The sequence below is a fragment of the Shewanella morhuae genome (assembly GCF_003028295.1).
Taxonomy (GTDB): domain Bacteria; phylum Pseudomonadota; class Gammaproteobacteria; order Enterobacterales; family Shewanellaceae; genus Shewanella; species Shewanella morhuae.
Genome location: NZ_PYSG01000002.1, coordinates 2,210,398 through 2,231,890 on the forward strand (window position 1 = coordinate 2,210,398; position 21,493 = coordinate 2,231,890).

Consider the following 21,493-nt stretch of genomic DNA (forward strand, 5'->3'; position numbering starts at 1 on the left):
CCTTTATCTCATCTATTGTTTTAACATTGCTCAACGCGGCCATGGCCAACCTTGAGTATTGGATCATAAGTATTAAAGAGGCGCCTTAGCGCCCTCTCATCAAACGCTTAAGAACCTGAACGGTAATTTGGTGCTTCTTTAGTAATCATGACATCGTGCACATGGGATTCACCCATGCCCGCAGAGGTCACTTTCACAAATTGCGCTTTTTCATTCAGTTCGGTAATCGTGGCACAACCGGTTAAGCCCATGCATGAACGCAGGCCACCCATGTGTTGATGAATGATTTCTTTCAGCTTACCTTTGTAAGGTACGCGGCCTTCAATGCCCTCAGGCACCAGTTTGTCGGCAGCATTGTCAGATTGGAAATAGCGATCTGAAGAACCTTGAGACATAGCACCTAATGAGCCCATGCCGCGGTATGACTTATAAGTACGACCTTGGAATAGTTCTGTTTCGCCTGGGGCTTCTTCTGTTCCTGCGAACATAGAACCCGCCATAATGCACGATGCGCCCGCTGCTAAAGCCTTAGCTAAATCGCCAGAAAAACGCACACCGCCATCGGCAATAACCGGAATACCTAGGCCTTTCAATGCTTCTGCCGCATCAGAAACAGCAGTAATTTGCGGTACGCCCACACCAGTTACGATACGCGTGGTACAAATAGAGCCAGGGCCGATACCCACTTTAACTGCGTTAACGCCAGCTTCAACTAGCGCTAATGCACCTTCCGCCGTAGCAACGTTACCACCAATGATTTGTAAATCGGGGTGCTTAGCACGGGTTTCACGAATACGTTGTAAAACGCCTTCTGAATGTCCGTGGGAAGAATCGATAAGTAGTACGTCAACACCGGCTTTAACGAGTGCGTCAACACGCTCTTCATTACCCGCACCAGCACCCACGGCTGCACCAACACGTAAGCGGCCTAACTCATCTTTACAAGCGTTAGGTTTACGTTCGGCTTTCTCGAAGTCTTTAACCGTGATCAAACCTTTTAGTTTGAAATTATCATCAACAACAAGGACTTTTTCAATGCGATGCGAATGCATTAGCTTTTGCACTTCATCTAATTTAGTGCCTTCGGCAACCGTGACTAAACGCGATTTTGGCGTCATCACTTCTTCTACCGTTCGGCTCCAATCAGTCACAAAGCGCACGTCACGTCCGGTAATGATTCCAACGAGTTCATTGGCATCGTTAACCACGGGGTAACCCGCAAAACCATTCTTCAAGGTTAATATTTTGAGGTCAGCTAAGGTCGTTGATGGGGTAACAGTGACAGGTTGTTGGACCACGCCTGCTTCGTAAATTTTCACTTTACGAACTTCTTCAGCTTGCTGTTCAATACTCATATTTTTATGAATAAAACCTAAACCGCCTTCTTGCGCGATAGCAATGGCAAGACGAGCTTCGGTTACTGTGTCCATAGCAGCAGACACGAGTGGGATATTCAATTCAATGGTTTTGGTCAGGCGAGTTTTTAGGATGGCGGTATTTGGGAGTACAGTCGAATGCGCAGGAACAAGTAACACATCGTCAAAAGTAAGCGCTTCTTTAATTAAACGTAGCATTTGCAACATCTCCCAATTTGAGTAGGATTTTAGAGGTGAAATATTGCGGCGGGATTATACCTTGCATATCACCACTGGTAAATGGAAAATAGTAAATATCACCCATTTTTTGAGTAAAACGATGCAAGGCACCAAAAATAATATTTACACTGTCTCGCGGCTCAACGGTGAAGTCAGACAAATTCTCGAGGGGCAACTGGGTAAAATTTGGCTCAATGGTGAAATCTCTAACTTTTCATCACCCAGCTCAGGTCATTGGTATTTAACCTTAAAAGACCACTCGTCACAAATTCGTTGCGCTATGTTTAAAGGGCGTAATCAGAGCGTCAGTTTTAAGCCTATCAATGGTCAGCAAGTATTAGTCAAAGGCGCGATCAGCGTATATGAGCCCAGAGGCGACTATCAATTATTGATTGAGTCCATGTTACCCGCTGGCGATGGGCTACTGGCGCAGCAGTTTGATGCACTCAAAATGAAACTCGCCGCCGAGGGGCTATTTGCCGCAGATACCAAAAGATCTTTGCCGAAAAATATCCAACGTATTGGTGTGATTACTTCGCCAACGGGCGCGGCCATTCGTGATGTGCTGCACGTATTAGCAAGGCGCGACCCTTCGATTGAAGTCATTATTTACCCGACTCAAGTGCAAGGCGCTAATGCTGACATCAACATTTGCCAAGCGATTAATATCGCCAATCAAAGGCTAGAAGTTGACGTGTTACTGCTCACCCGTGGTGGCGGCTCGCTTGAAGATTTGTGGTGTTTTAACAGCGAAGCCCTCGCGCAGACCATTTATAACAGCGCTCTGCCCATTGTTAGCGCAGTAGGTCACGAAGTCGACACCACCATCAGTGATTATGTGGCCGATATTCGCGCACCAACGCCCTCTGCTGGCGCCGAGTTGTTATCCCAAGATAGCGACAATAAAACACAGAAACTGGCAATGGCATTATCGCGCCTAGCTCAAAGTGCGAAGCATTATCAGCTCAAGCAGGAACGGCGCTTAAGTTTGCTTGAACACCGACTGCAGCGCCAAGATCCTAAACGTAGCTTGCAGCAGTTCGAACAACGATTCGATGAGATGCAATTAAGGCTAGAGTCGGCGCTATCGAATCGATTACACCAGCTTGGCCGCTGCCAGCAATTGCTCACCAGTCGCCTTGAACAGCAATCACCCAAGCATAGGCTCGCGATTGAGGCTAACAGGCTAAGTTACCTTACCAGTCGCTTACAGGATGCATTACAGGACAAACTGAGCCAAAGTGAGCAGCGGATAAAATACGCGGCCCATCAGCTTGAAACCGTCAGTCCGCTTGCCACTTTAAGCCGCGGCTACAGCATTACCACCGATGTGCATAACCAAGTCATAGATTGTACCGATAACCTAGCAATCGGTGATAGTGTGCAAACCCGCTTGCGCCACGGGCAGCTAATCTCAACGGTTACGCAGATAACTTCGCTCGAATAAGTAAAAGAACGCATCACACAAAGGTTAAACGCGCTTAAAATACAAAAGGAACCCTAGGGTTCCTTTTGTTTCAAATGTGCATGGTAAATAACACTATTTGGTTTTTCTGTCTTTGATATGGCTTTGCGCGCGCTTGCGACGACGCTCTTGGCTCATGGTCAATTTTTCAATCTTGTTTTCAAATGGGTTATCACCCTCGTGGAAACGCAGTTGAATCGGCGTACCAACCACTTTGAGTGAACGACGGAAGTAGTTCATCATGTAACGCTTATAAGAATCAGGTAAGCGACTCACTTGGTTACCGTGAATGACCACGATTGGAGGATTATACCCCCCCGCGTGAGCATATTTAAGCTTAACACGACGACCATTGACCAATGGAGGTTGGTGATCATCCTGTGACATTTGCATGATACGAGTCAGCATAGAAGTACTGACGCGGCGCGTGGCACTATCATAAGCTTCTTCAATCGATTCAAATAAATGGCCAACACCAGTACCGTGCAGCGCCGAAATAAAGTGAATACGGGCAAAGTCAATAAAGCCAAGGCGACGGTCAAGTTCGCTCTTCACTCTGTCTTTAACGCCTTGATCTATACCATCCCACTTGTTAACAGCGATCACCAACGCGCGGCCCGCATTAAGTGCGAAACCTAATAGACCTAAATCTTGCTCGGCAACACCTTCACGGGCATCGATAATAAGCAACACCACGTTGGCATCTTCAACTGCTTTCAAGGTTTTGATCACCGAGAATTTCTCAATGACTTGATGTACTTTACTGCGACGACGTACACCCGCAGTATCGATAAGCACGTATTCGCGGCCTTCACGTTCCATTGGAATATAAATGCTGTCACGAGTTGTACCAGGCTCGTCAAATACCACGACACGTTCTTCACCTAAAATCCGGTTAGTAAGCGTTGATTTACCGACGTTAGGCTTACCGATAATCGCCAGCTTAATAGGCAAATCTTGTAGACGCTTTTGCTCAGCTTCAGCTTCTTCTTCGGTGTATTCGCGCTCTTCGGTCACTTCACCGTCTTCTTGGCGCACAATACCCATAGCTTCGGCGTAAGGCGTTAGCGCATATTCAATCATGTTGGTGACGCCGCGTCCTTGAGACGCTGCCATTTGGTAAACTTCACCTAAACCTAATGACCAAAATTCACCGCAGGCTGAGTCGGCATCAATACCGTCAACCTTGTTAGCAACCACAAAAGTGGTTTTTTGACGGCTACGTAAATGCTGAGCAATAGAAAGATCCGCAGCAGTCAAACCCGCGCGCGCATCAGTCATAAATAAAACGACATCGGCCTCTTCAATGGCGGCAAGGGATTGCTCGGCCATTTTAGTCTCGATCCCCTCTTCAGTGCCGTCGATACCACCGGTATCCACCACAATGAACTCATAGCCAGATAAGAATGCGCGACCATATTTACGGTCACGTGTTAGGCCAGGAAAGTCAGCAACCAACGCATCACGCGTGCGCGTAAGGCGATTAAATAGGGTGGATTTACCGACGTTCGGCCGACCAACAAGGGCCACTACAGGGATCATGATTTTGCCTCTAAAAAACTTTTCAATAAAAAGCCCCCGGAACACACTTCCAGGGGCTCTACAAGGATAACACTGTTAACTATGGAAGTGTTACAACAGCTAACTTTCCGCTGCGACCTTGAACATAGATTTTATCATCAACCACTAATGGTTGGCTGTATAACCCAGAACTGTCCACTTGGACACGACCAACAATCGTCCCTGTACTGCGATCGATAAAATGTAGGTAACCTTCAAAATCACCTACCACTAAATAGTCTTGATACACTGCGGGCGAAGTCAACGTTCGATTGGCGAGCTCTGAGTTACTCCATAACTCTAAACCGTTACGCTTATCAACCGAGTAAATACGGCTATGGTCATCAACTAAAAACAAGCCTAAGCCCGCTGAGGCTAACTCGTTAAAGCTAGAATACTTTCGCGTCCACACGACACGTCCCGTGCGCAGTTCCATCGACACTAAGTTACCGTTGTAACTTACTGCATATAGGTTGTCGCCTAGGATCAACGGCGTCATATCCACATCCGCCATACGAGTAAACTCGTTACCACCGGTTGGGTTATAAATCGCTTGTTCCCATGCTGCTTGACCATTATTTTTGATCACTACAGCCACTTTGCCATCGGCGGTGCCAATGAAGAAACCACCGGCTTCATAAGCTGCTGAACCAGTCCCACGCAGGGTTAGGTTCGGTAATTGCATTTCATACACCCATAGCTTAGCGCCTGTATCAACGTTAAATGCTTCGAGTGAGCCTGAACTCGTGCTAACCACCACCACATCATCGGCAACCGTAGGTGCTGACAGTAACTCGCCGCCTGCAACTACATACCATAATACTTGGCCGTCTTCGGCATTGAGCGCGGCTAACAGCCCACTTTCACCACCTATAAACACTTTATCACGCGCAGCAGTAACGCCAGCGGCAATACGCGCGCCTTTGTTTTTAGCTAAGACATTGTCGCGAAATTCTTCACTGAAATCTTTAGTCCACACGCGCTCGCCTGTCGTTTGATCAAAGGCGATAACTTGTCCATAGCGATCGGCAGCAAAGATTTTGCCGTAATTCACAGCCGGAGCTAGGCGAGAATAATAGTCACCCACGCCACTACCAACAGAGGCGCTCCAACTCACTTCAGGAAACACAGTTGCCTGAATTTCCGTTAGCTCACTCACTGGCTCCTCTTCAACATCGCTGGACGAACAGGCGGATAACATCGCCAGACTTAATCCAGCGGCCAGCAGGTTTTTGCACCAAGACTTCATCAAAGGATCCCTTATGCCTGATTTAGGCTATCAAGTTTGATTTTAAGCGCTGGGCTTGTCACCACACCACCATTATCCATGGCAGCTTGATAAGCCACTTTGGCTTTTTCATGTTCACCTTGACGAACTAAAAAGTCACCTTTCAATTCTTCGCGTTGGGCAATAAACGCTTTGTCAGTCACTTGCTCTAATGTTGCAAGCGCTGCATCCATTTGATCTTGTTCTGCCTGAACGCGTGCTAAACGCAAGGTTGCAATCACATCAAGACTTGCACCCGGTTTTGCTGCTATTACCTTGTTTAAAGCATCAATAGCTTTAGGGTAATCTTTCGCTTCTACCGCTGTTTTTGCCACGATAAGTTCTAATAAAGCTTGATAACCCTTTTGATCATGACTTTTAGCAAACTCTGCAACGCCCGCAAGCATTGCGGCTTCGTCGGCAGATTTTGTGGTCAATTCGTGAAACGCTTTTGAGGCTTCTTCCGCCTGCGCCACTTTTGCGTCGGAATAGTAATTCCACGCATATAAACCACCTAATCCCACTACTGCCCCAATTAAAATTGAACTGCCGTAATCTTTCCAGAACTGCTTGATAGCATCAACTTGTTGTTCTTCTGTGCTATAAATTTCCACGCGCACGTCCTCTTATGTAATCTGTTACTTAATGGCCAGTTCAGCTAAATATGCACTTAAGGCATGTCGAGCTATCCGTTGTTGTTCGTTGTTATTGCGTAAATGTTTCACTGTAACCATGCCGTCAGCAAGTTCATCCTCACCTAACAGTAACGCTACACTCGCGCCGCTTTTATCGGCACGTTTCATTTGTTTTTTCACGTTGCCACCGCCACAGTGACTCATCACTTTAAGACTTGGCAGTGCATCACGTAATTCCTGCGCCGCTTTAATCGCTTCGACAAGGCAACTATCACCCAGAGCGATAACATAGACATCGACAGCTGCAGGAATATCTTTTGTCAGCTCTAAGGTTTCAAGCAACAATACAATGCGCTCTAGCCCCATCGCAAAACCGACTGCAGGAGTATCTTTACCGCCTAATTGAGCAACTAAACCATCGTAGCGACCACCAGCAAGTACAGTCCCTTGCGAGCCTAAACTAGATGTAACCCATTCAAATACCGTGCGATTATAATAATCTAAACCACGAACTAGGCGCGGATTAATGGTGTATTTGATACCAACAGCGTCAAGTAGTTCACGCAATTGCGAAAAATGTGTCTTTGATTCTTCACCGAGGAAATCCATCAACTCTGGCGCATCGGCTAAAATAGCTTGTACATTGGCATCTTTTGAATCTAAAACCCGTAGCGGATTAGTGTACATACGGCGCTTGCTTTCTTCATCGAGCGCATCTTTATGCTGCTCTAAAAACGCAATCAAAGCATCACGGTAAACCGCGCGTTCGGCTGGATCGCCAAGGGTGTTTAGCTCTAATGAAACATGCTCACTAATTGCGAGCTTGTCCCACAGGCGGGCAGATAACATTAAGACTTCAGCATCAATGTCAGGCGTACCTATGCCATAGACTTCAACACCGAATTGGTTAAATTGGCGATAACGGCCTTTCTGTGGGCGTTCATGACGGAACATAGGGCCCATATACCAGAGACGTTGCTCTTGGTTATACAGTAGGCCATTTTCGTTACCCGCACGCACGGTTGATGCCGTACCTTCTGGGCGCAACGTTAGGCTGTCACCATTGTTGTCAGCGAAGGTATACATTTCTTTTTCAACAATATCAGTTACTTCACCAATAGAGCGTTTAAAAAGATCAGTATTTTCGACTATTGGAGTGCGGATCTCGCTGTAACCGTAAGCACTGACGCTTGAACGTAGTACTGCTTCCACTTTTTGCCATAGAGGACTTTGAGTTGGCAGAATATCATTCATTCCGCGAATCGCTTGGATCTGTTTTGCCACTGTATCGACTCGTTTAATTTCGCTAAATTAATAAAAAATGTCACGCATTATAGGCTTTTCAAGGCTAAACGTAAAACGCCCCCATCGGTTCCGAGGGCTGGCTCAACATTTATTGAGAACAATCGATGCCTAAATGCGAGTGCATAATTACTCAGTAGTATCTTTTACTTGAATGCGGTTGGCCATTAAGCTGGCTTTTGCACGTATTTTCGCTTCGAGGGAATCGACTATGTTGTCGTTATCAAAACGCTCTTTCTGGCGTTCGCCCTCATCGTAATATCCGCTCTTATTATATCCGCCTGTTAAGCCAATATGTGACACTAAGGCTTCACCTGGACCGTTAACGACGCAGCCGATAATAGACACATCCATAGCGGTAGTAATGTCTTCGAGACGACGCTCTAACTCATTAACCGTACTTATCACATCAAACTCTTGCCGAGAACACGATGGGCAGGCAATGAAGTTGATGCCGCGGCTACGAATACGCAGCGATTTTAGAATATCAAAACCGACTTTGATTTCTTCGATGGGATCGGCGGCAAGCGAAATACGTAATGTATCGCCAATACCTTCGGCCAATAGCATGCCTAAACCTACCGCAGATTTAACTGAACCGGCGCGCGCACCGCCCGCTTCAGTAATCCCCAAATGCAACGGCTGGCGAATTTGTTTGGCCAATAAACGATAGGATTCAACCGCTAAAAAAACATCAGACGCTTTAACGCTGACCTTAAATTGGTCGAAGTTTAATCTGTCTAGGATATCTACGTGACGCATGGCTGATTCAAGCAGGGCTTGTGGTGTTGGCTCTTTGTACTTGTCCATCAGATCTTTTTCTAATGAACCGCCATTCACACCAATGCGAATAGGAATATTGTGGTCACGGGCACATTCAACCACGCTACGAATACGTTCTTCATTACCGATATTACCTGGATTAATACGCAGGCAATCAACACCGTATTCGGCCACTTTTAAGGCAATACGGTAATCAAAATGAATGTCAGCGACTAAAGGCACATTAACCGCTTGTTTGATGAGCTTAAAGGCTTCTGCCGCATCCATAGTCGGCACAGAGACACGTACTATGTCGGCACCGACTTTTTCTAAGGCACGAATTTGAGCAACGGTTGCTTCAACATCGGTAGTCTTAGTATTGGTCATTGACTGAACAGCAATCGGCGCCCCATCACCAATCGGTACATTACCCACATAAATGCGGGTGGAAGGACGTCTTTTTATGGGAGTTTCATTATACATGCTTAATACGCTCTATTTCAGTTCGTGCTGCAGATCATTACGTGGTCATCAGACTTTAGGCAAGGTTAGACGTGCAACACGCCCCTTGGGGAAATCCGCTAAATTAACGATTTGACCATCTAAGCTTAAGGTTGCCACATGGGGCGCCCCTAAAATAATTTTAAACGGCGGCATACCGCTCACTTGTACGACAGCGCCAGCCCCCTTAACGCCATCGACTAAGGCCTTGCCTTTAGCATCGACAATGTTTATCCAGCAATCACCACTCAGCTGAAGATCTATTGTAGATTGGCCTTCAACTACTGCCACGGTATTGGTGCTAGTGGCTGGAGATACCGGAATCGGTGCAGGAGTTGACGCGACAAGAGGCTGTTGAACTATTGGAGCCGTTTGTGAGGTTGTTGTCGTGGCTGCAATGACAGAACCACCATCTTCATTATTTATGTCAGCTGCTCGTGCATAATTATTGTCAGTTGGCCCTGTGCTGATATCGATAGTACTAACATCAGTATCTTTAATGGGGCCATCGATTGACATAGAGCCATTAGCGGCTATTTCCGTTAACTGTTGGCTCGCATCGGTTTCGGTCAAAAGTACGTCACCGGGCAAAGTTTGATTAACCGCCGCGACCTCTTCTGCTGTAGGTTGTGACAAATCAACGGTTGTCAGTAGGGTTGATTTTTGCATCCACCAGACCACCAATAAACCGAGCAACACGATGACAATAAAAATACTCAACCAAGTTAAACGCTTGTCGCTGGCTTGATAGGTTGTCTTACGTGAAAAGCTTTGCATTGAAGGCTCGGTTGCTACCGGCACCTGCCGTAATAAGCCTGCTTCAATTAAAGATGTGTCTGCATGAACCATACGGGCATAGTTTTTAACATAGCCACGGGTATAGGTTGGTGAAGCAATGTTGGTGAAGTTATCAGCTTCAATATCCTCTAAAACACTAGGACGTAAGTGCAGTTTTACTGCAGCTTCTTGAAGACTGAGGCCCATTTTTTCACGGCCATGTCTTAATAAAGTTCCAAGCGTTACATCTGGCGCAATTGACTCTGTTACTAAGGATTCAACTGGTGCATGGGTTTCATGATCTTTCATTGATGCAAATTAGCTCTGTATTGCTTGGCCTGAGGTGATGCTGGGAATTTGGCAAGCAATAAAATACCAAATCTTTTCACAGCGGCATCATCATTCACTGCCTGCTCTATTTGAATTCCGAGCGCTAAACTTTCTGGAGTTTGTTCGGCAACTTGGTGATAACGCGCTAATTGATTTCGCGCCTGTATATAATCACCCTGTTCGGCTTCTAACTCAGCTAACTCCAGCAACGACACCGAACGTCTCGGGTCATACTTTAACGCCATCTGAAAATACTGTCTTGCCTTTTCTGCTTGTCTAGCTTCTCGGCTACAAAGGCCTAAGTTTTCATAACTTGAAGCAGTACGCGTATATTTGGGCATTTCAATTGCGGCCAAAAACATTTTTTCAGCTTTGTTGTATTGCTTTTGTTGACACAAAAACACCCCGAAATTATTCATGGAATCGCCAGAGGCGTCCTTAGTACTAATGGCATTCATGTACGACTCTTCGGTACGTACTAAATCGCCCACGGTTTGGTAGTAATAAGCCAAAGCAATATGGACATCTTCAAGCTCTGGAGCATATTCTAATGCTTTATCGAGATTATATTTAGCTTGTTCTGAATTGCCTCGATTTAAATAGGTTAATCCCAGTTGCATCCGCTCGCGCGCAGCGGCGACCTTGTCTAACTTTCGCTCCGAAACAGGAATATCGGTTCCGGTATAAGTACGCTCAGTAACGCACCCTGTTATTAATAAAGACAGGGTTAACACTAACGAAAACTTTGGCAATCCATGCTTCATTGGCAAGCCTATAAATCTGTGCAAACAAAGAGTTAATCTATTGTGACTGATATCTGATTTTCTTGCATGCGTTTTTTTGCTAAACGCTTGGTTCTATCGCGAATATCTCCTGCTAACTGACCACAGGCCGCATCAATATCATCGCCACGGGTTTTACGCACTATCACAGTAAAACCGTATTCCATTAACACCTTAGAAAAACGATCAATTCGAGAATTAGACGAACGGCCGTAAGGTGAACCAGGGTAAGGGTTAAATGGAATTAAATTTATCTTACAAGGCGTATCTGCCATCAATTTAGCTAACTCATGGGCTTGGTCCGTGCTGTCGTTAATATGATCGAGCATCACATACTCAACTGTGACACGGCCACGGTTAGCATTGGACTTGGCAATATAACGACGAATACCCGCTAAAAACTCATTCAGCGGATATTTTTTATTAACGGGGACTAAAATATCACGCAGCTCATCATTTGGTGCATGAATACTGACCGCAAGAGCCACATCAATCGCATCACCTAATTTATCTAACGCTGGAACCACGCCTGATGTTGATAGGGTCACGCGGCGTTTTGATAAACTAAAACCAAAATCATCGAGCATAATATCCATTGCTGGGATTACGTTGGCTAAATTGAGTAATGGTTCGCCCATGCCCATCATCACCACGTTAGTGATAGGACGCTCGCCGGTGTCTTTAGCAAAACCTAAAAAGTGCGATACACGCCAGATTTGGCCGACGATTTCAGAAACCGTTAAGTTACGGTTAAAACCTTGCTGGCCGGTAGAGCAGAAAGTACATTCAAGGGCACATCCCACCTGTGATGATACACATAAAGTGGCACGTTCTTCTTCAGGAATATATACCGTTTCGACTTCTTGACCTTGACCAACGTTGATTGCAAATTTGATGGTACCGTCAGTCGATTTTTGAAAACTGGCTATTTCTGGTGCAACGATTTCACAGCGCGCCGCCAACTTTTGACGTAACACTTTGTTGATGTTGGTCATCTCTTCGAAGTCACTGACACCGAAATGATAAAGCCATTTCATGAGTTGGTCGGCACGAAAGGGTTTCTCCCCCATATCCGCAAATAATGCGCGCATTGCCTTACGATCAAGGTCTAACAAATTGATCTTCTTTTCACTCATATAACTAACCTCAACATCAAAAACCGGATCCTGCAACAGGGCGGCGAATTATACAGACGCAAATAAATTTTAGCCAGTAACTCAATTAACCTATGGTAGAATACTGCTGGGCCAATGTTGACCTAAAATACGGAGTTGTAATTCCACCTATATGTTAACCCTCATCATTATAGTGCTTGTCGCTGTCGCAGTATCTTTTCTGTGCAGTGTGTTCGAAGCTGTTCTTCTTTCTGTTACCCCTAGTTATATCGCTTCACTCGAACAAACTGACAAAGCGGCAGCTACGCGTTTGCGTAAATTGAAAGAGAATGTCGAGGCTCCTTTAGTGTCAATTCTCACTCTAAATACGATTGCCCATACCGTTGGCGCTGCCGTTGCGGGTGCTCAGGCAGCAAAAATCTTTGGGGATGACATGCTGGGTGTGTTTTCAGGCGTGTTAACTTTTATTATCCTGTTCTTCTCAGAAATTATTCCTAAATCACTGGGTGCTAACCATTGGCGTCGTCTTGCACCGAGTGTTTCTATTGCAGTGACATGGATGAAGCGCGTAACCAAACCGTTGATTTGGATGTCACAGCAAGTGACTCGTTTGATGGGTAAAGGCGATGAAGGCCAATATATCCGTCAAGAAATGAGCGCAATGGCAAAAATCGGCCATGAATCAGGTGAACTCGATGAGCAAGAGTCAAAAATTTTAACTCAAATGCTTAAAGTTCGAGATATGCCAGTCACTGCAATTATGACGCCGCGAACAGTGATGTTCTCGTTACCGATTGATTTAACCCAAAATGAGTTTGTGCGCCAGTATCGCGACAAGCCTTTTAGCCGTATTCCTGTGTATGACCAAGATCATGATGATGTGATTGGCTATATCACTCGCACCGATGTATTACTGGCTGAGCGCTATACACCAGACGCCCCGATTGGTGAACTCAAACGCAGTCTATTTGTCGTGCCTGAAACGGCAAAAATCCTGCCATTATTTGAGAGAATGATTAAACGTAATACCCAAATTGCTATGGTCGTTGATGAATACGGCAGCAGCCAAGGAATCGTTACTCAAGAAGATATTATCGAGTCTATGTTAGGACTGGAGATTGTTGACTTGAACGATCCTGCCACCGATATGCAACAATTAGCCCGAAAACTGTGGACTAAGCGCATGAAACAAAAAGGCATTCGTCTATCCGATGATGGTGATTTTGAAGCCGCATCCGATGACGATGAAGCCAAATCTGGCTAAAACGCGTATAATTCAGCAATTAATGAAGTAAGGGAGCCTAGCTCCCTTACTTGTTTTAGGGGAGACAGCTATCATCTCCCGCCGTAATAGAGGTCAGTTATGAAACAGAGTTACACACTCTCACTCGCGCACATTAATGATACCCATTCCAATTTTGAACCTAGCCGCGTGCAATTTAATCTAACAGTAGGTCATCTTAAGTTTGATATGACGAGCCATAGCGGTGGTTATGCCCGTATTGGCCATCATATTGCCAAGGCGCGCCAAGCGGCGACAGAAGCCAATACACCTTTTATCTTTTTGCACGGCGGCGATAGCTTTCAAGGCACGCTTTATTTCAGCCACTTTAAAGGCAAGGCTAATGCTCACTTACTCAACCTGTTAGCGCCCGATGCGATGGTCATTGGCAATCATGATATCGATGAAGGTAACGCAACACTTGCCGAGTTTGCTAAGCAGATTGATTTCCCATTGCTTGCAGGCAATATGGATTTAAGCCAAGAGGATATTAATAAGCCGGGTTGCCTACGGGGTTTGCCTAATCTTTTGGATTATGACCATGAGCTAAAATTAGCTAAATACCTCGTTAAGCCTTTTCACGATAAAACGCTGGCCATAATCGGTATTACCTTAGATCAGATGAAAGAAATAGCACGTCCCGACCCCGATACCCATTTTGTTGATGCCATTGCCACCACTGCGCGCACAGTTGAGCACCTTAAACAACAAGGTATCAAGCATATTATTGTGCTCAGTCATTTAGGCTTAGATCAGGATAAACGTCTTGCGGCCGAAATCGATGGCATTAGCCTTATCGTAGGTGGACACACTCATACGTTACAGGGCGATTTTCGTGCGCTGGGTTTGAGCAATATGCCCTACGGTGAGGTTATCAATAACACGCCAATAGTGCATGCGGGCAAATATGCTGAAGTGGTCGGTTTAGCCCAGATAACCTTTGATGCTGAAGGGAAAATGCTAACCTTAAACGGCGGCAACTACTTTATGCTCGATCAACACTTTGTGCTAAGTGCTAACGTCGCTGTCAACGATACCGACTACCGAGCTGTACGTCAGCAACTCAACCATCATCCACATATTTTGTGGGACGAAGCCGATGCAGATATCGCTGGTGTGATTAGGGATATCTACAAACCCGCTATTGCCGAGATGGAAAATTATGTCATCGCACAAGTTCCTAAAAATTTAGTCCATACTCGTTTGCCCTCAAAAAGTTTGCCCCACGGCAGTCAAATTGCGCCTTGGGTGAGTCGCAGCATGTTTCAAGAGGCTAAACTTGTTGACCCACGGATAAACTTTGCCCTGCATAACGCTGGCGGTGTGCGCCAGTCTGTTTCCCAAGGGCAATTGACGCTTGCTGATGTGATGGGACAATTACTACCCTTCGAATTACCGCTAGTAAAGTATGAAATCCAAGGCCAGTTTCTGTACCAGGCACTAGAATCTGCTATTAACTCCGCCACTAACAATAGTGTGTTAGGTACAGGCGCGGGTAGTTTCCCGTATACCTATGGTTTGCGTTATTACTACGATGGCAGACGTCCATTGGGCGAACGTTTATTTAGGTTAGAAATGATGCAACAGGGCAGCCAATCTCTTTGGCAGACTGTAGAGTACGAATCATTGTACATGGGGGTTTCAACCTCTTACACCGCTGCAGGGAAAGAAGGTTATCATCCACTGCTGCAAGCTCGCTGGCAGGAGTCGATGGAATCATTAACGTTGCCACAGGCATTTATTCGTTTTTTAAAGCGCTCACCTAATTTATCGGATTTGTGGTCACAACATGTGCATTACACCAGCCACAGGCCGCGTGGAAAATAAACGCGGCATCTTGTATCTGCATATTGTTCCTAAATGGCAAACTCAAACATCTAAAATGGCCAAATACATTGGAGTAAGCGCTCAGTAAACCATGCCTGCGCTTTACCCTCTTTATCTTTACGCCAAGCCATAAATACACTTTGGGCTGGGCGCGGAATGTCTACGTGGCAAGCAACTAACGTCCCCGTAGCCAATGCATCCAAGATCAGGTGTTGTGGAATATAACCCACACCTAACCCTAATTGCTGCGCCTTAATTTTGGTCTGCATGTTCGGCACTCTAATCACTTGACGACTATCAAATAAACCACTTGAACGTTGCGCCAGTGCGGTTGAACTGTCGGCCACCACAATCGAGGGAAACTGCAATAAGGCCTCAGTCGGAATAGGATCCCTATATTGCGCTAATGGGTGGGCAGGATTTAAGGCAAACACAAACTCTAATTCACCCATTTCAACCACATGATATTGGCCTTTGGGCCGATCACCTGTCACGCCAATCGCGATATCGGCACGGCCAGAATAAAGTGCATCCCAGCCGCCACCTAAAGACTCTTCACTAATATTCACGGTCACTTGCTTGCCTAACTCAGTAAATTCACCAATCAACTGCAACAGGGGTAAATCTGGCACCACGGTATCTATGGCTAAGGTTAGCGAAGACTCCCAGCCCGTCTCCAATTGACGTACTGCCTCTTCAAGCCTTGATGTTGCGGCGAGGATTTCTCGACCTTGGCGCAATACCAGTTGACCAACTAAAGTCAGCTCAGCGCGCTGCCCTTTACGTTCGAATAATTTCGTCCCTAAATCACTTTCTAGTTTTTGCACTGTGTAAGTCAACGCCGACGGTACTCGAAACAAAGACTCAGCCGCAGCAGAGAAACTGCCCTTTTTATCAATCGCATCGAGCACGATTAATCCATCAAGACTAATAGATGGCAACATACACACCTCTTGTTCAAATTATTTGAAATACAAATTGAAAATGTTCCGATTTTATTCAGTAAAGATCAAGTCTACACTGCTTAGCAATAGAAGTGTTCTTTCAGATGCACGACTAAAGACAATGAGGAACCCGTTAATAACACGCTTAAATATTACTTAAACATAATTTAAATAATTTGAAACAAGGAACATACCATGAAAACACTCATTACAAAAATACTGAAATCGGCACCAAGTTTTGCCCCTCTGGCACTGCGTATTCCTATCGGAATTATCTTAATCGCCCATGGTTCACAAAAACTTTTTGGCTGGTTTGGTGGCTACGGTTTAGAGGGAACAGGCCAATGGATGGCATCAATTGGCCTAACGCCCGGTTACTTAATGGCTTTAATGGCAGGTTCAAGTGAGTTTTTTGGTGGACTGTTGTTGTTATTGGGTCTACTGACTCGCCCAACAGCTTTGATACTGTCATTTACTATGATAGTGGCGATTTTCTCAGTGCATATAGGTAATGGGTTATTCCTTGCTAACAACGGTTATGAATTTGGTTTAGCGCTACTGGCAGCCACAGCGTCACTGGCTGTTTCAGGTGCCGGTAAATTATCACTCGACAATCTTTTAGTTAGCCGCATCAAATAAGGGGAATCAAGATGATCACACTACGCAAAGCACAGGATCGCGGTCAGGCAGATTTAGGCTGGCTTAAGAGTCAACACACTTTCTCTTTTTCTAGCTACTACGATCCAGCCCACATGGGAATTTCATCCTTAAGAGTGATTAATGATGACACAGTGGCACCCGGCGCAGGTTTCGATACCCATGGCCATAAAGATATGGAGATCATCAGTTACGTGATATCCGGCACTATCGCCCACAAAGATAGTTTCGGTAATATCAAAACCTTACCTGCAGGCGAGTTTCAATTGATGTCGGCGGGTAAAGGTATTTACCACAGTGAGTTCAATGCCTCAACTACTGAGCCGCTGCACTTTTTACAAATTTGGATCCGCCCAGATACCTTAAGTATCGATGCGGGTTATCAGCAAAAAGCCTTCGAGCAAAGCTCAGCGCTGACGGCCGTGGTGACTCCCACTGGTGACAATGGCACGCTTAAAGTACAACAAGATGCCACCGTTTATCGTTTAGTGCTGAACGAAGGTGAAAGCGTAACAATGAACAGAACACCTGCTCAAGCGAGTCGTCATCTGTATGTTCAATTGATTGAAGGCACACTGGATATCAATGGTACGACATTGACGCCAGGAGATGGCGCGCAGTTAACTCAGCTTAGCAGTGTCGACTTTAGCGCGACTTCTGGTCAAGCGGTGGCGTTAGTATTTGATTTATCGGCTAATGCCTAAAGTTTGGTACACAAGGTTTAATAGCTAGCTAACGTATGTTGACAGCGGTAGTTAAATATTAGAGGGCAAGAGTCATGCTAAAGTTAACCAGAACTTGAGCGGCCTGCCCTTTACTCTTATCTAGCGTATTTAAAAAGCGTTTATGCTCATTTCGGCGCGTATTACGAAAACCCTGCTTCTCAAAAAAAGGCCGCGCTAAATAGGATGCCTCTACCGTTAATCGTTTAAGAGCTAAGCCTTTTACTTGTTCAAATAACGCAAAATACAAAGTGGTTGCCACACCTGAGCGTGCATATTCAGGATGAACAAATAAACATTCGATTTCGGCAGAAGCCTCAACCTCAGTGTCATCACCCAGCTTAAGATTAATAAAGCCTACTAGCATGTTTTCTGTCTCAGCCACCCAAATAGTGGTTCCTTTAAGACGCTCAAGCCAATAACTGTCGCTGCGGCTCTCGCCTTCGATATAAGCCCAAGCTGAACGTTCAGCAAAGGAGTAATACTCGCCTGAGCCTTGCATCACACTCGCCTCAAAGATTAGCGCGAGCTGCGAAACGTCCGCTGGCGTAAATAGTCGAATCTTCATTCTCAGCCCTTATCTTAAATGATTAACAGATTGAGATTAACGGTATTTTGCTACAAATAAAATAGTCAGCTTCAACTGCTTTACGCCCATGCTTTACTACACAATTCTTTACACCACTTTTTAGAATCAAAAGTTGATCAAACTAAAAGCTAGCTAAAACCAAAATTGAACAATGTTTAAATCTCTTTAATCATATAAAAACCGCGAATAATTTGCCCTCGTTTTTGCTGGTAACTGGCCTGTACCTGCGTAAAGCCCATTTGATTAAATAACCCTTTCGATAAATAGGATGCATCTAGGCTCAAACGAGAATACCCCTGTGCCTTAGCCCAATCCTCTACAACAAGGTAAGCACACTCGCCTAATCCCTTGCGCTGATAATCCGGATGTATATATAAACTATCAAGGTAACCTTGCTGGCTAAAATGGGTTTCAATATTAATAAAACCGATACACATTGCCGATGTTGCTAGGGCACCTTTGGCCAATACCACCCACGCTTTTGAGCGGCTTAAGCGTAAATCCCAATGCTTAGCTGATCTGGGCGCCGCAGACCAAGCCGCAAGCTGCGCCGATGAATAACGGGCATGATTGATGCTATGCACACAAAGATGAAATAATTCACTCACCTCACGGGCATAACATGATTGATAAGGCTGAATTTCAAACTGTTCAAACGCCGCCACTTAATTGCTCCTTCGATTAAAGCATAGCTAAAAATAGTGACATTTTGCCGCGTTTAGCACCATCGAGATAGCCAAAAACTGACATTTAACACCATCAAGCAATAGAAACAAAAACGGCCTCGAAAATATCGAAGCCGCTTAATCGGTATGGCGCACAAGAGGGCGCACTGAATGCTACTGACTATTTTTTCTCGATTTGACCCACAAATAATAGTTTATCAAAGGTGCGATCCAAGGTTTTGCTAGTGAATTCGTTCATCCACATTTGTTCAACTACAGATACTTTATCGCCTTTACTCACTTGAGTTTCAGGACCCGCTGCCCAAAAAGTCGTGTCAGCTTCTTTAATCTGTACGTAGGTGTAACCGCCACCATTCATAGTATCAACAACAGTACCTTCGTGGGTTACGCCCTGCGCCCAAGCACTTGACATGCCTAATGCTAACGTTGCTACCGCTGCTAATTTTACTAATTTCGCTATCATGCCTATGTTCCTTTTGTTTTACTAATATGCCGCATTAAAGCACGCCAACAACAATAAATCGCTAATCTCTATCACGAAATACAACACTTATCGCAAAAGCAATATTTTTATGCCAAGGCAGGGAACTCATTTCAATAACGGTTTTAGCATGCCTTCTAAGCCATTTAGCTTAACTTCATACATTAAGGCTAATTGCTCACCCAACTTCCCCTGAGGAAACCCTTGCTTATGGAACCACACAAGGTAAGGCTCGGGTAATGTTAATAATTTACGCCCTGCGTATTTACCAAACGGCATAGTCTGGTTAACCGCATCAATCAGTAACTGTTGATCCACTTCATTATTCTCCACGCAATCCAGCACTATATATTACCGCAAAACCAAGTCATTTTCTTATGTGTTCAAGTCGCAACAAATAGCTGAAAGATGCTATAAAAATACCCTACTATTGTTTAATGTAATAATTAAAAAGGCTTAAATATCAATAGAAAAAATAATTTTAACACTATTGTGAATTGAGATTAACGCTGTAATAACCGACGAAGCATAGTGACGTCTGTCAGCTGACTGATTTGGTTAATGACCGCGTTAAATGCATCTGCACCACGACTGGAATAATGTGCAGATAAAGGATTCATAAAACCATGTCCAAATTCTGTATTAATACAATAAACCTTATCGACTTTGGACAACACATCGCTCACTTGACTCACATTAAAGTGTTCTTCATGGTTTGGAAATATCAATGTACACGGATATTGGGGTATTACATTAAGATGATTTCTGATTTGCCCAGGATAAAATCCAATAAAATGCAGAGGTGCTGCTTTAAAGCAGCAATCCATAACTCTCCATGCAGCAGACGCACCCGCACTAAAACCAATAATGACTAAATCTTCTACTGAAGATGAAACAGCATGGTGAATTTTGTCAAAATAGCGCTCATGGCCACATTCTTTCAGAAAGGCCTCATAAGCAGAGTGTTCATTGATAAAGCATTTTATTTCCCCATCGTATGGATCAACAATCTCCACTATAACGTGTTCGTTATTTATACTACCAACTAGCCTTATAATATCCGCTGTCACACCAAAAATATCAGTTGATATGAGTATTCTCATGGTTTCCTTAAATGCATTTAACCGCACTTTACTTAGGCTGTTGCTAAACGAGTAAATACACGAAATTTAGACTTTAGGGTAAATCAATTTAACCGCGACTGTAAATCATCACCGTTATGACGCCACAAATAAATTGTTACGCAAAAAATAAGCAGCGACTTACTGCGCCAAGGGCTATAAATGTTAAAATAATGCCGCAAAGGTTGACTTCATCCGACTTTGTCCTCATTAACTGATATAGGTAATGACATTTCATTTCGCTAAAGGCACATTATGTTCGCGATCTCACTCACAGTGCTACTTAGTGTGGCCACAATAGCTTGGTTAATCTCAACCCGTTGGCGTAAAACATTGCATCGACGTCGTATAGCGGCAAGACCGTTCCCTAAAAGCTGGCGAGTAATTCTTAAACAAAGGCTACCTTACTTTCATGCGCTACCAACAGATTTACAACTGCAACTCAAGCGGCATATTCAGATCTTTATCGATGAAAAGACGTTTGTCGGCTGCGATGGCTTTGAAATCACCGATGAAGTTAAAGTTACCATCGCTGCCCAAGCTTGTCTTTTATTACTAAATCGTAAAACAGATTTCTACCCCAAACTGACACAAATCTTGGTCTACCCTGATGCCTTTATCGTTAATAATCAGCATCAAGATGCGAGTGGTATTGTGTGGGAACAGCGCAATGTACTGGCGGGTGAATCATGGCAATATGGCAAAGTGGTGCTTTCGTGGAGAAATACCTTAGCTGGCGCCGCCGATCCCAATGATGGTAATAACGTCGTCATCCATGAGTTTGCCCATCAGCTTGATCAAGAAGATGGCCAGGCCAATGGCGCTCCTATCTTGCAGCACTTTGCAGACTACAGCACTTGGTCTGACGTACTAAGCCATGCTTTTACCCAATTACAGCATTGCGCCAAAGTAGGTGCCCCCTCTATATTTAATTATTATGGTGCAACTAATTCGGCTGAGTTTTTTGCGGTAATAACCGAAACCTTTTTTGAACGACCAGAGGATTTCCACCAGCAGCACCCCGCCTTGTATCGAGAGCTGAGCCATTTTTATCAGCTCGACCCCATCAACTGGCACTAAATAATCTGAACCT

Annotated in this window: 21 protein-coding genes; 6 read left to right on the forward strand and 15 right to left on the reverse strand. The window is 44.8% G+C overall.

The window, feature by feature from the left end; all coding sequences use genetic code 11:
- Positions 1-107: 107 nt before the first annotated feature.
- Positions 108-1,574: an IMP dehydrogenase gene (guaB, locus tag C9I43_RS10130; protein ID WP_076496609.1), complete on the reverse strand. Its 1,467-nt coding sequence runs from the start codon at positions 1,572-1,574 to the stop codon at positions 108-110.
- Between the two features lie 121 nt (positions 1,575-1,695).
- Here guaB and xseA point away from each other — a divergent pair, with 121 nt between their 5' ends.
- Complete coding sequence (gene xseA / locus C9I43_RS10135) at positions 1,696-3,042, forward strand: exodeoxyribonuclease VII large subunit (protein WP_076496608.1); 1,347 nt, start codon at positions 1,696-1,698, stop codon at positions 3,040-3,042.
- A 93-nt stretch (positions 3,043-3,135) separates the two neighbouring features.
- Here xseA and der read toward each other — a convergent pair whose 3' ends face one another.
- The 8 genes from der to rlmN form a co-directional block, all read right to left on the reverse strand.
- Complete coding sequence (der, locus tag C9I43_RS10140) at positions 3,136-4,602, reverse strand: ribosome biogenesis GTPase Der (RefSeq protein ID WP_107883378.1); 1,467 nt, start codon at positions 4,600-4,602, stop codon at positions 3,136-3,138.
- Between the two features lie 79 nt (positions 4,603-4,681).
- Complete coding sequence (bamB, locus tag C9I43_RS10145; protein WP_107883379.1) at positions 4,682-5,869, reverse strand: outer membrane protein assembly factor BamB; 1,188 nt, start codon at positions 5,867-5,869, stop codon at positions 4,682-4,684.
- 11 nt (positions 5,870-5,880) lie between these two features.
- Positions 5,881-6,501 carry a tetratricopeptide repeat protein gene (locus C9I43_RS10150; RefSeq protein WP_107883380.1) on the reverse strand — a complete coding sequence of 207 codons (621 nt, stop codon included), beginning with the start codon at positions 6,499-6,501 and terminating at the stop codon, positions 5,881-5,883.
- Positions 6,502-6,525: 24 nt separating this feature from the next.
- Complete coding sequence (gene hisS, locus C9I43_RS10155; RefSeq protein WP_076496604.1) at positions 6,526-7,806, reverse strand: histidine--tRNA ligase; 1,281 nt, start codon at positions 7,804-7,806, stop codon at positions 6,526-6,528.
- Positions 7,807-7,953: 147 nt separating this feature from the next.
- On the reverse strand, positions 7,954-9,069 hold the full coding sequence (gene ispG, locus C9I43_RS10160) for a flavodoxin-dependent (E)-4-hydroxy-3-methylbut-2-enyl-diphosphate synthase (RefSeq protein ID WP_076496603.1): 1,116 nt from the start codon (positions 9,067-9,069) through the stop codon (positions 7,954-7,956).
- Positions 9,070-9,117: 48 nt separating this feature from the next.
- On the reverse strand, positions 9,118-10,173 hold the full coding sequence (locus C9I43_RS10165; protein ID WP_107883381.1) for a RodZ domain-containing protein: 1,056 nt from the start codon (positions 10,171-10,173) through the stop codon (positions 9,118-9,120).
- Complete coding sequence (gene pilW / locus C9I43_RS10170; RefSeq protein WP_076496601.1) at positions 10,170-10,958, reverse strand: type IV pilus biogenesis/stability protein PilW; 789 nt, start codon at positions 10,956-10,958, stop codon at positions 10,170-10,172. The genes C9I43_RS10165 and pilW overlap by 4 nt, the downstream gene beginning before the upstream one ends.
- A gap of 32 nt (positions 10,959-10,990) precedes the next feature.
- Positions 10,991-12,112 carry a dual-specificity RNA methyltransferase RlmN gene (gene rlmN / locus C9I43_RS10175; RefSeq protein WP_076496600.1) on the reverse strand — a complete coding sequence of 374 codons (1,122 nt, stop codon included), beginning with the start codon at positions 12,110-12,112 and terminating at the stop codon, positions 10,991-10,993.
- Between the two features lie 151 nt (positions 12,113-12,263).
- Here rlmN and C9I43_RS10180 point away from each other — a divergent pair, with 151 nt between their 5' ends.
- A complete protein-coding gene (locus tag C9I43_RS10180; protein ID WP_076496599.1) occupies positions 12,264-13,355 on the forward strand; it encodes a CNNM domain-containing protein in 1,092 nt (363 codons plus the stop codon).
- Between the two features lie 99 nt (positions 13,356-13,454).
- Positions 13,455-15,200, forward strand: a complete 1,746-nt coding sequence (locus C9I43_RS10185; protein WP_107883382.1) for a bifunctional metallophosphatase/5'-nucleotidase — start codon at positions 13,455-13,457, stop codon at positions 15,198-15,200.
- A gap of 50 nt (positions 15,201-15,250) precedes the next feature.
- On the opposite strand, the gene C9I43_RS10190 is transcribed toward C9I43_RS10185, so the two are convergent.
- A complete protein-coding gene (locus C9I43_RS10190; RefSeq protein WP_107883383.1) occupies positions 15,251-16,144 on the reverse strand; it encodes a LysR family transcriptional regulator in 894 nt (297 codons plus the stop codon).
- A gap of 195 nt (positions 16,145-16,339) precedes the next feature.
- Between C9I43_RS10190 and C9I43_RS10195 the strand changes: the two genes are divergently transcribed.
- Together C9I43_RS10195 and C9I43_RS10200 are read left to right on the forward strand one after the other, a co-directional pair.
- Entirely contained in the window at positions 16,340-16,783 is a 444-nt protein-coding gene (locus C9I43_RS10195; protein ID WP_107883384.1) for a DoxX family protein, read from the forward strand.
- 11 nt (positions 16,784-16,794) lie between these two features.
- On the forward strand, positions 16,795-17,505 hold the full coding sequence (locus C9I43_RS10200; RefSeq protein ID WP_107883385.1) for a pirin family protein: 711 nt from the start codon (positions 16,795-16,797) through the stop codon (positions 17,503-17,505).
- Between the two features lie 58 nt (positions 17,506-17,563).
- Here C9I43_RS10200 and C9I43_RS10205 read toward each other — a convergent pair whose 3' ends face one another.
- From C9I43_RS10205 to C9I43_RS10225, 5 genes are all read right to left on the reverse strand, one after another.
- Positions 17,564-18,091: a GNAT family N-acetyltransferase gene (locus C9I43_RS10205; RefSeq protein ID WP_076496594.1), complete on the reverse strand. Its 528-nt coding sequence runs from the start codon at positions 18,089-18,091 to the stop codon at positions 17,564-17,566.
- A 176-nt stretch (positions 18,092-18,267) separates the two neighbouring features.
- On the reverse strand, positions 18,268-18,777 hold the full coding sequence (locus C9I43_RS10210; protein ID WP_107883386.1) for a GNAT family N-acetyltransferase: 510 nt from the start codon (positions 18,775-18,777) through the stop codon (positions 18,268-18,270).
- Positions 18,778-18,958: 181 nt separating this feature from the next.
- Positions 18,959-19,261 (reverse strand): NrfJ, encoded by a 303-nt coding sequence (locus tag C9I43_RS10215; protein WP_076496592.1) that lies wholly within the window; start codon positions 19,259-19,261, stop codon positions 18,959-18,961.
- A gap of 126 nt (positions 19,262-19,387) precedes the next feature.
- Complete coding sequence (locus C9I43_RS10220; RefSeq protein ID WP_076496591.1) at positions 19,388-19,597, reverse strand: DUF3820 family protein; 210 nt, start codon at positions 19,595-19,597, stop codon at positions 19,388-19,390.
- 185 nt (positions 19,598-19,782) lie between these two features.
- Positions 19,783-20,382 carry a dienelactone hydrolase family protein gene (locus C9I43_RS10225; protein WP_076496590.1) on the reverse strand — a complete coding sequence of 200 codons (600 nt, stop codon included), beginning with the start codon at positions 20,380-20,382 and terminating at the stop codon, positions 19,783-19,785.
- 273 nt (positions 20,383-20,655) lie between these two features.
- Here C9I43_RS10225 and C9I43_RS10230 point away from each other — a divergent pair, with 273 nt between their 5' ends.
- On the forward strand, positions 20,656-21,480 hold the full coding sequence (locus tag C9I43_RS10230) for a M90 family metallopeptidase (RefSeq protein ID WP_107883387.1): 825 nt from the start codon (positions 20,656-20,658) through the stop codon (positions 21,478-21,480).
- Positions 21,481-21,493: the final 13 nt, after the last annotated feature.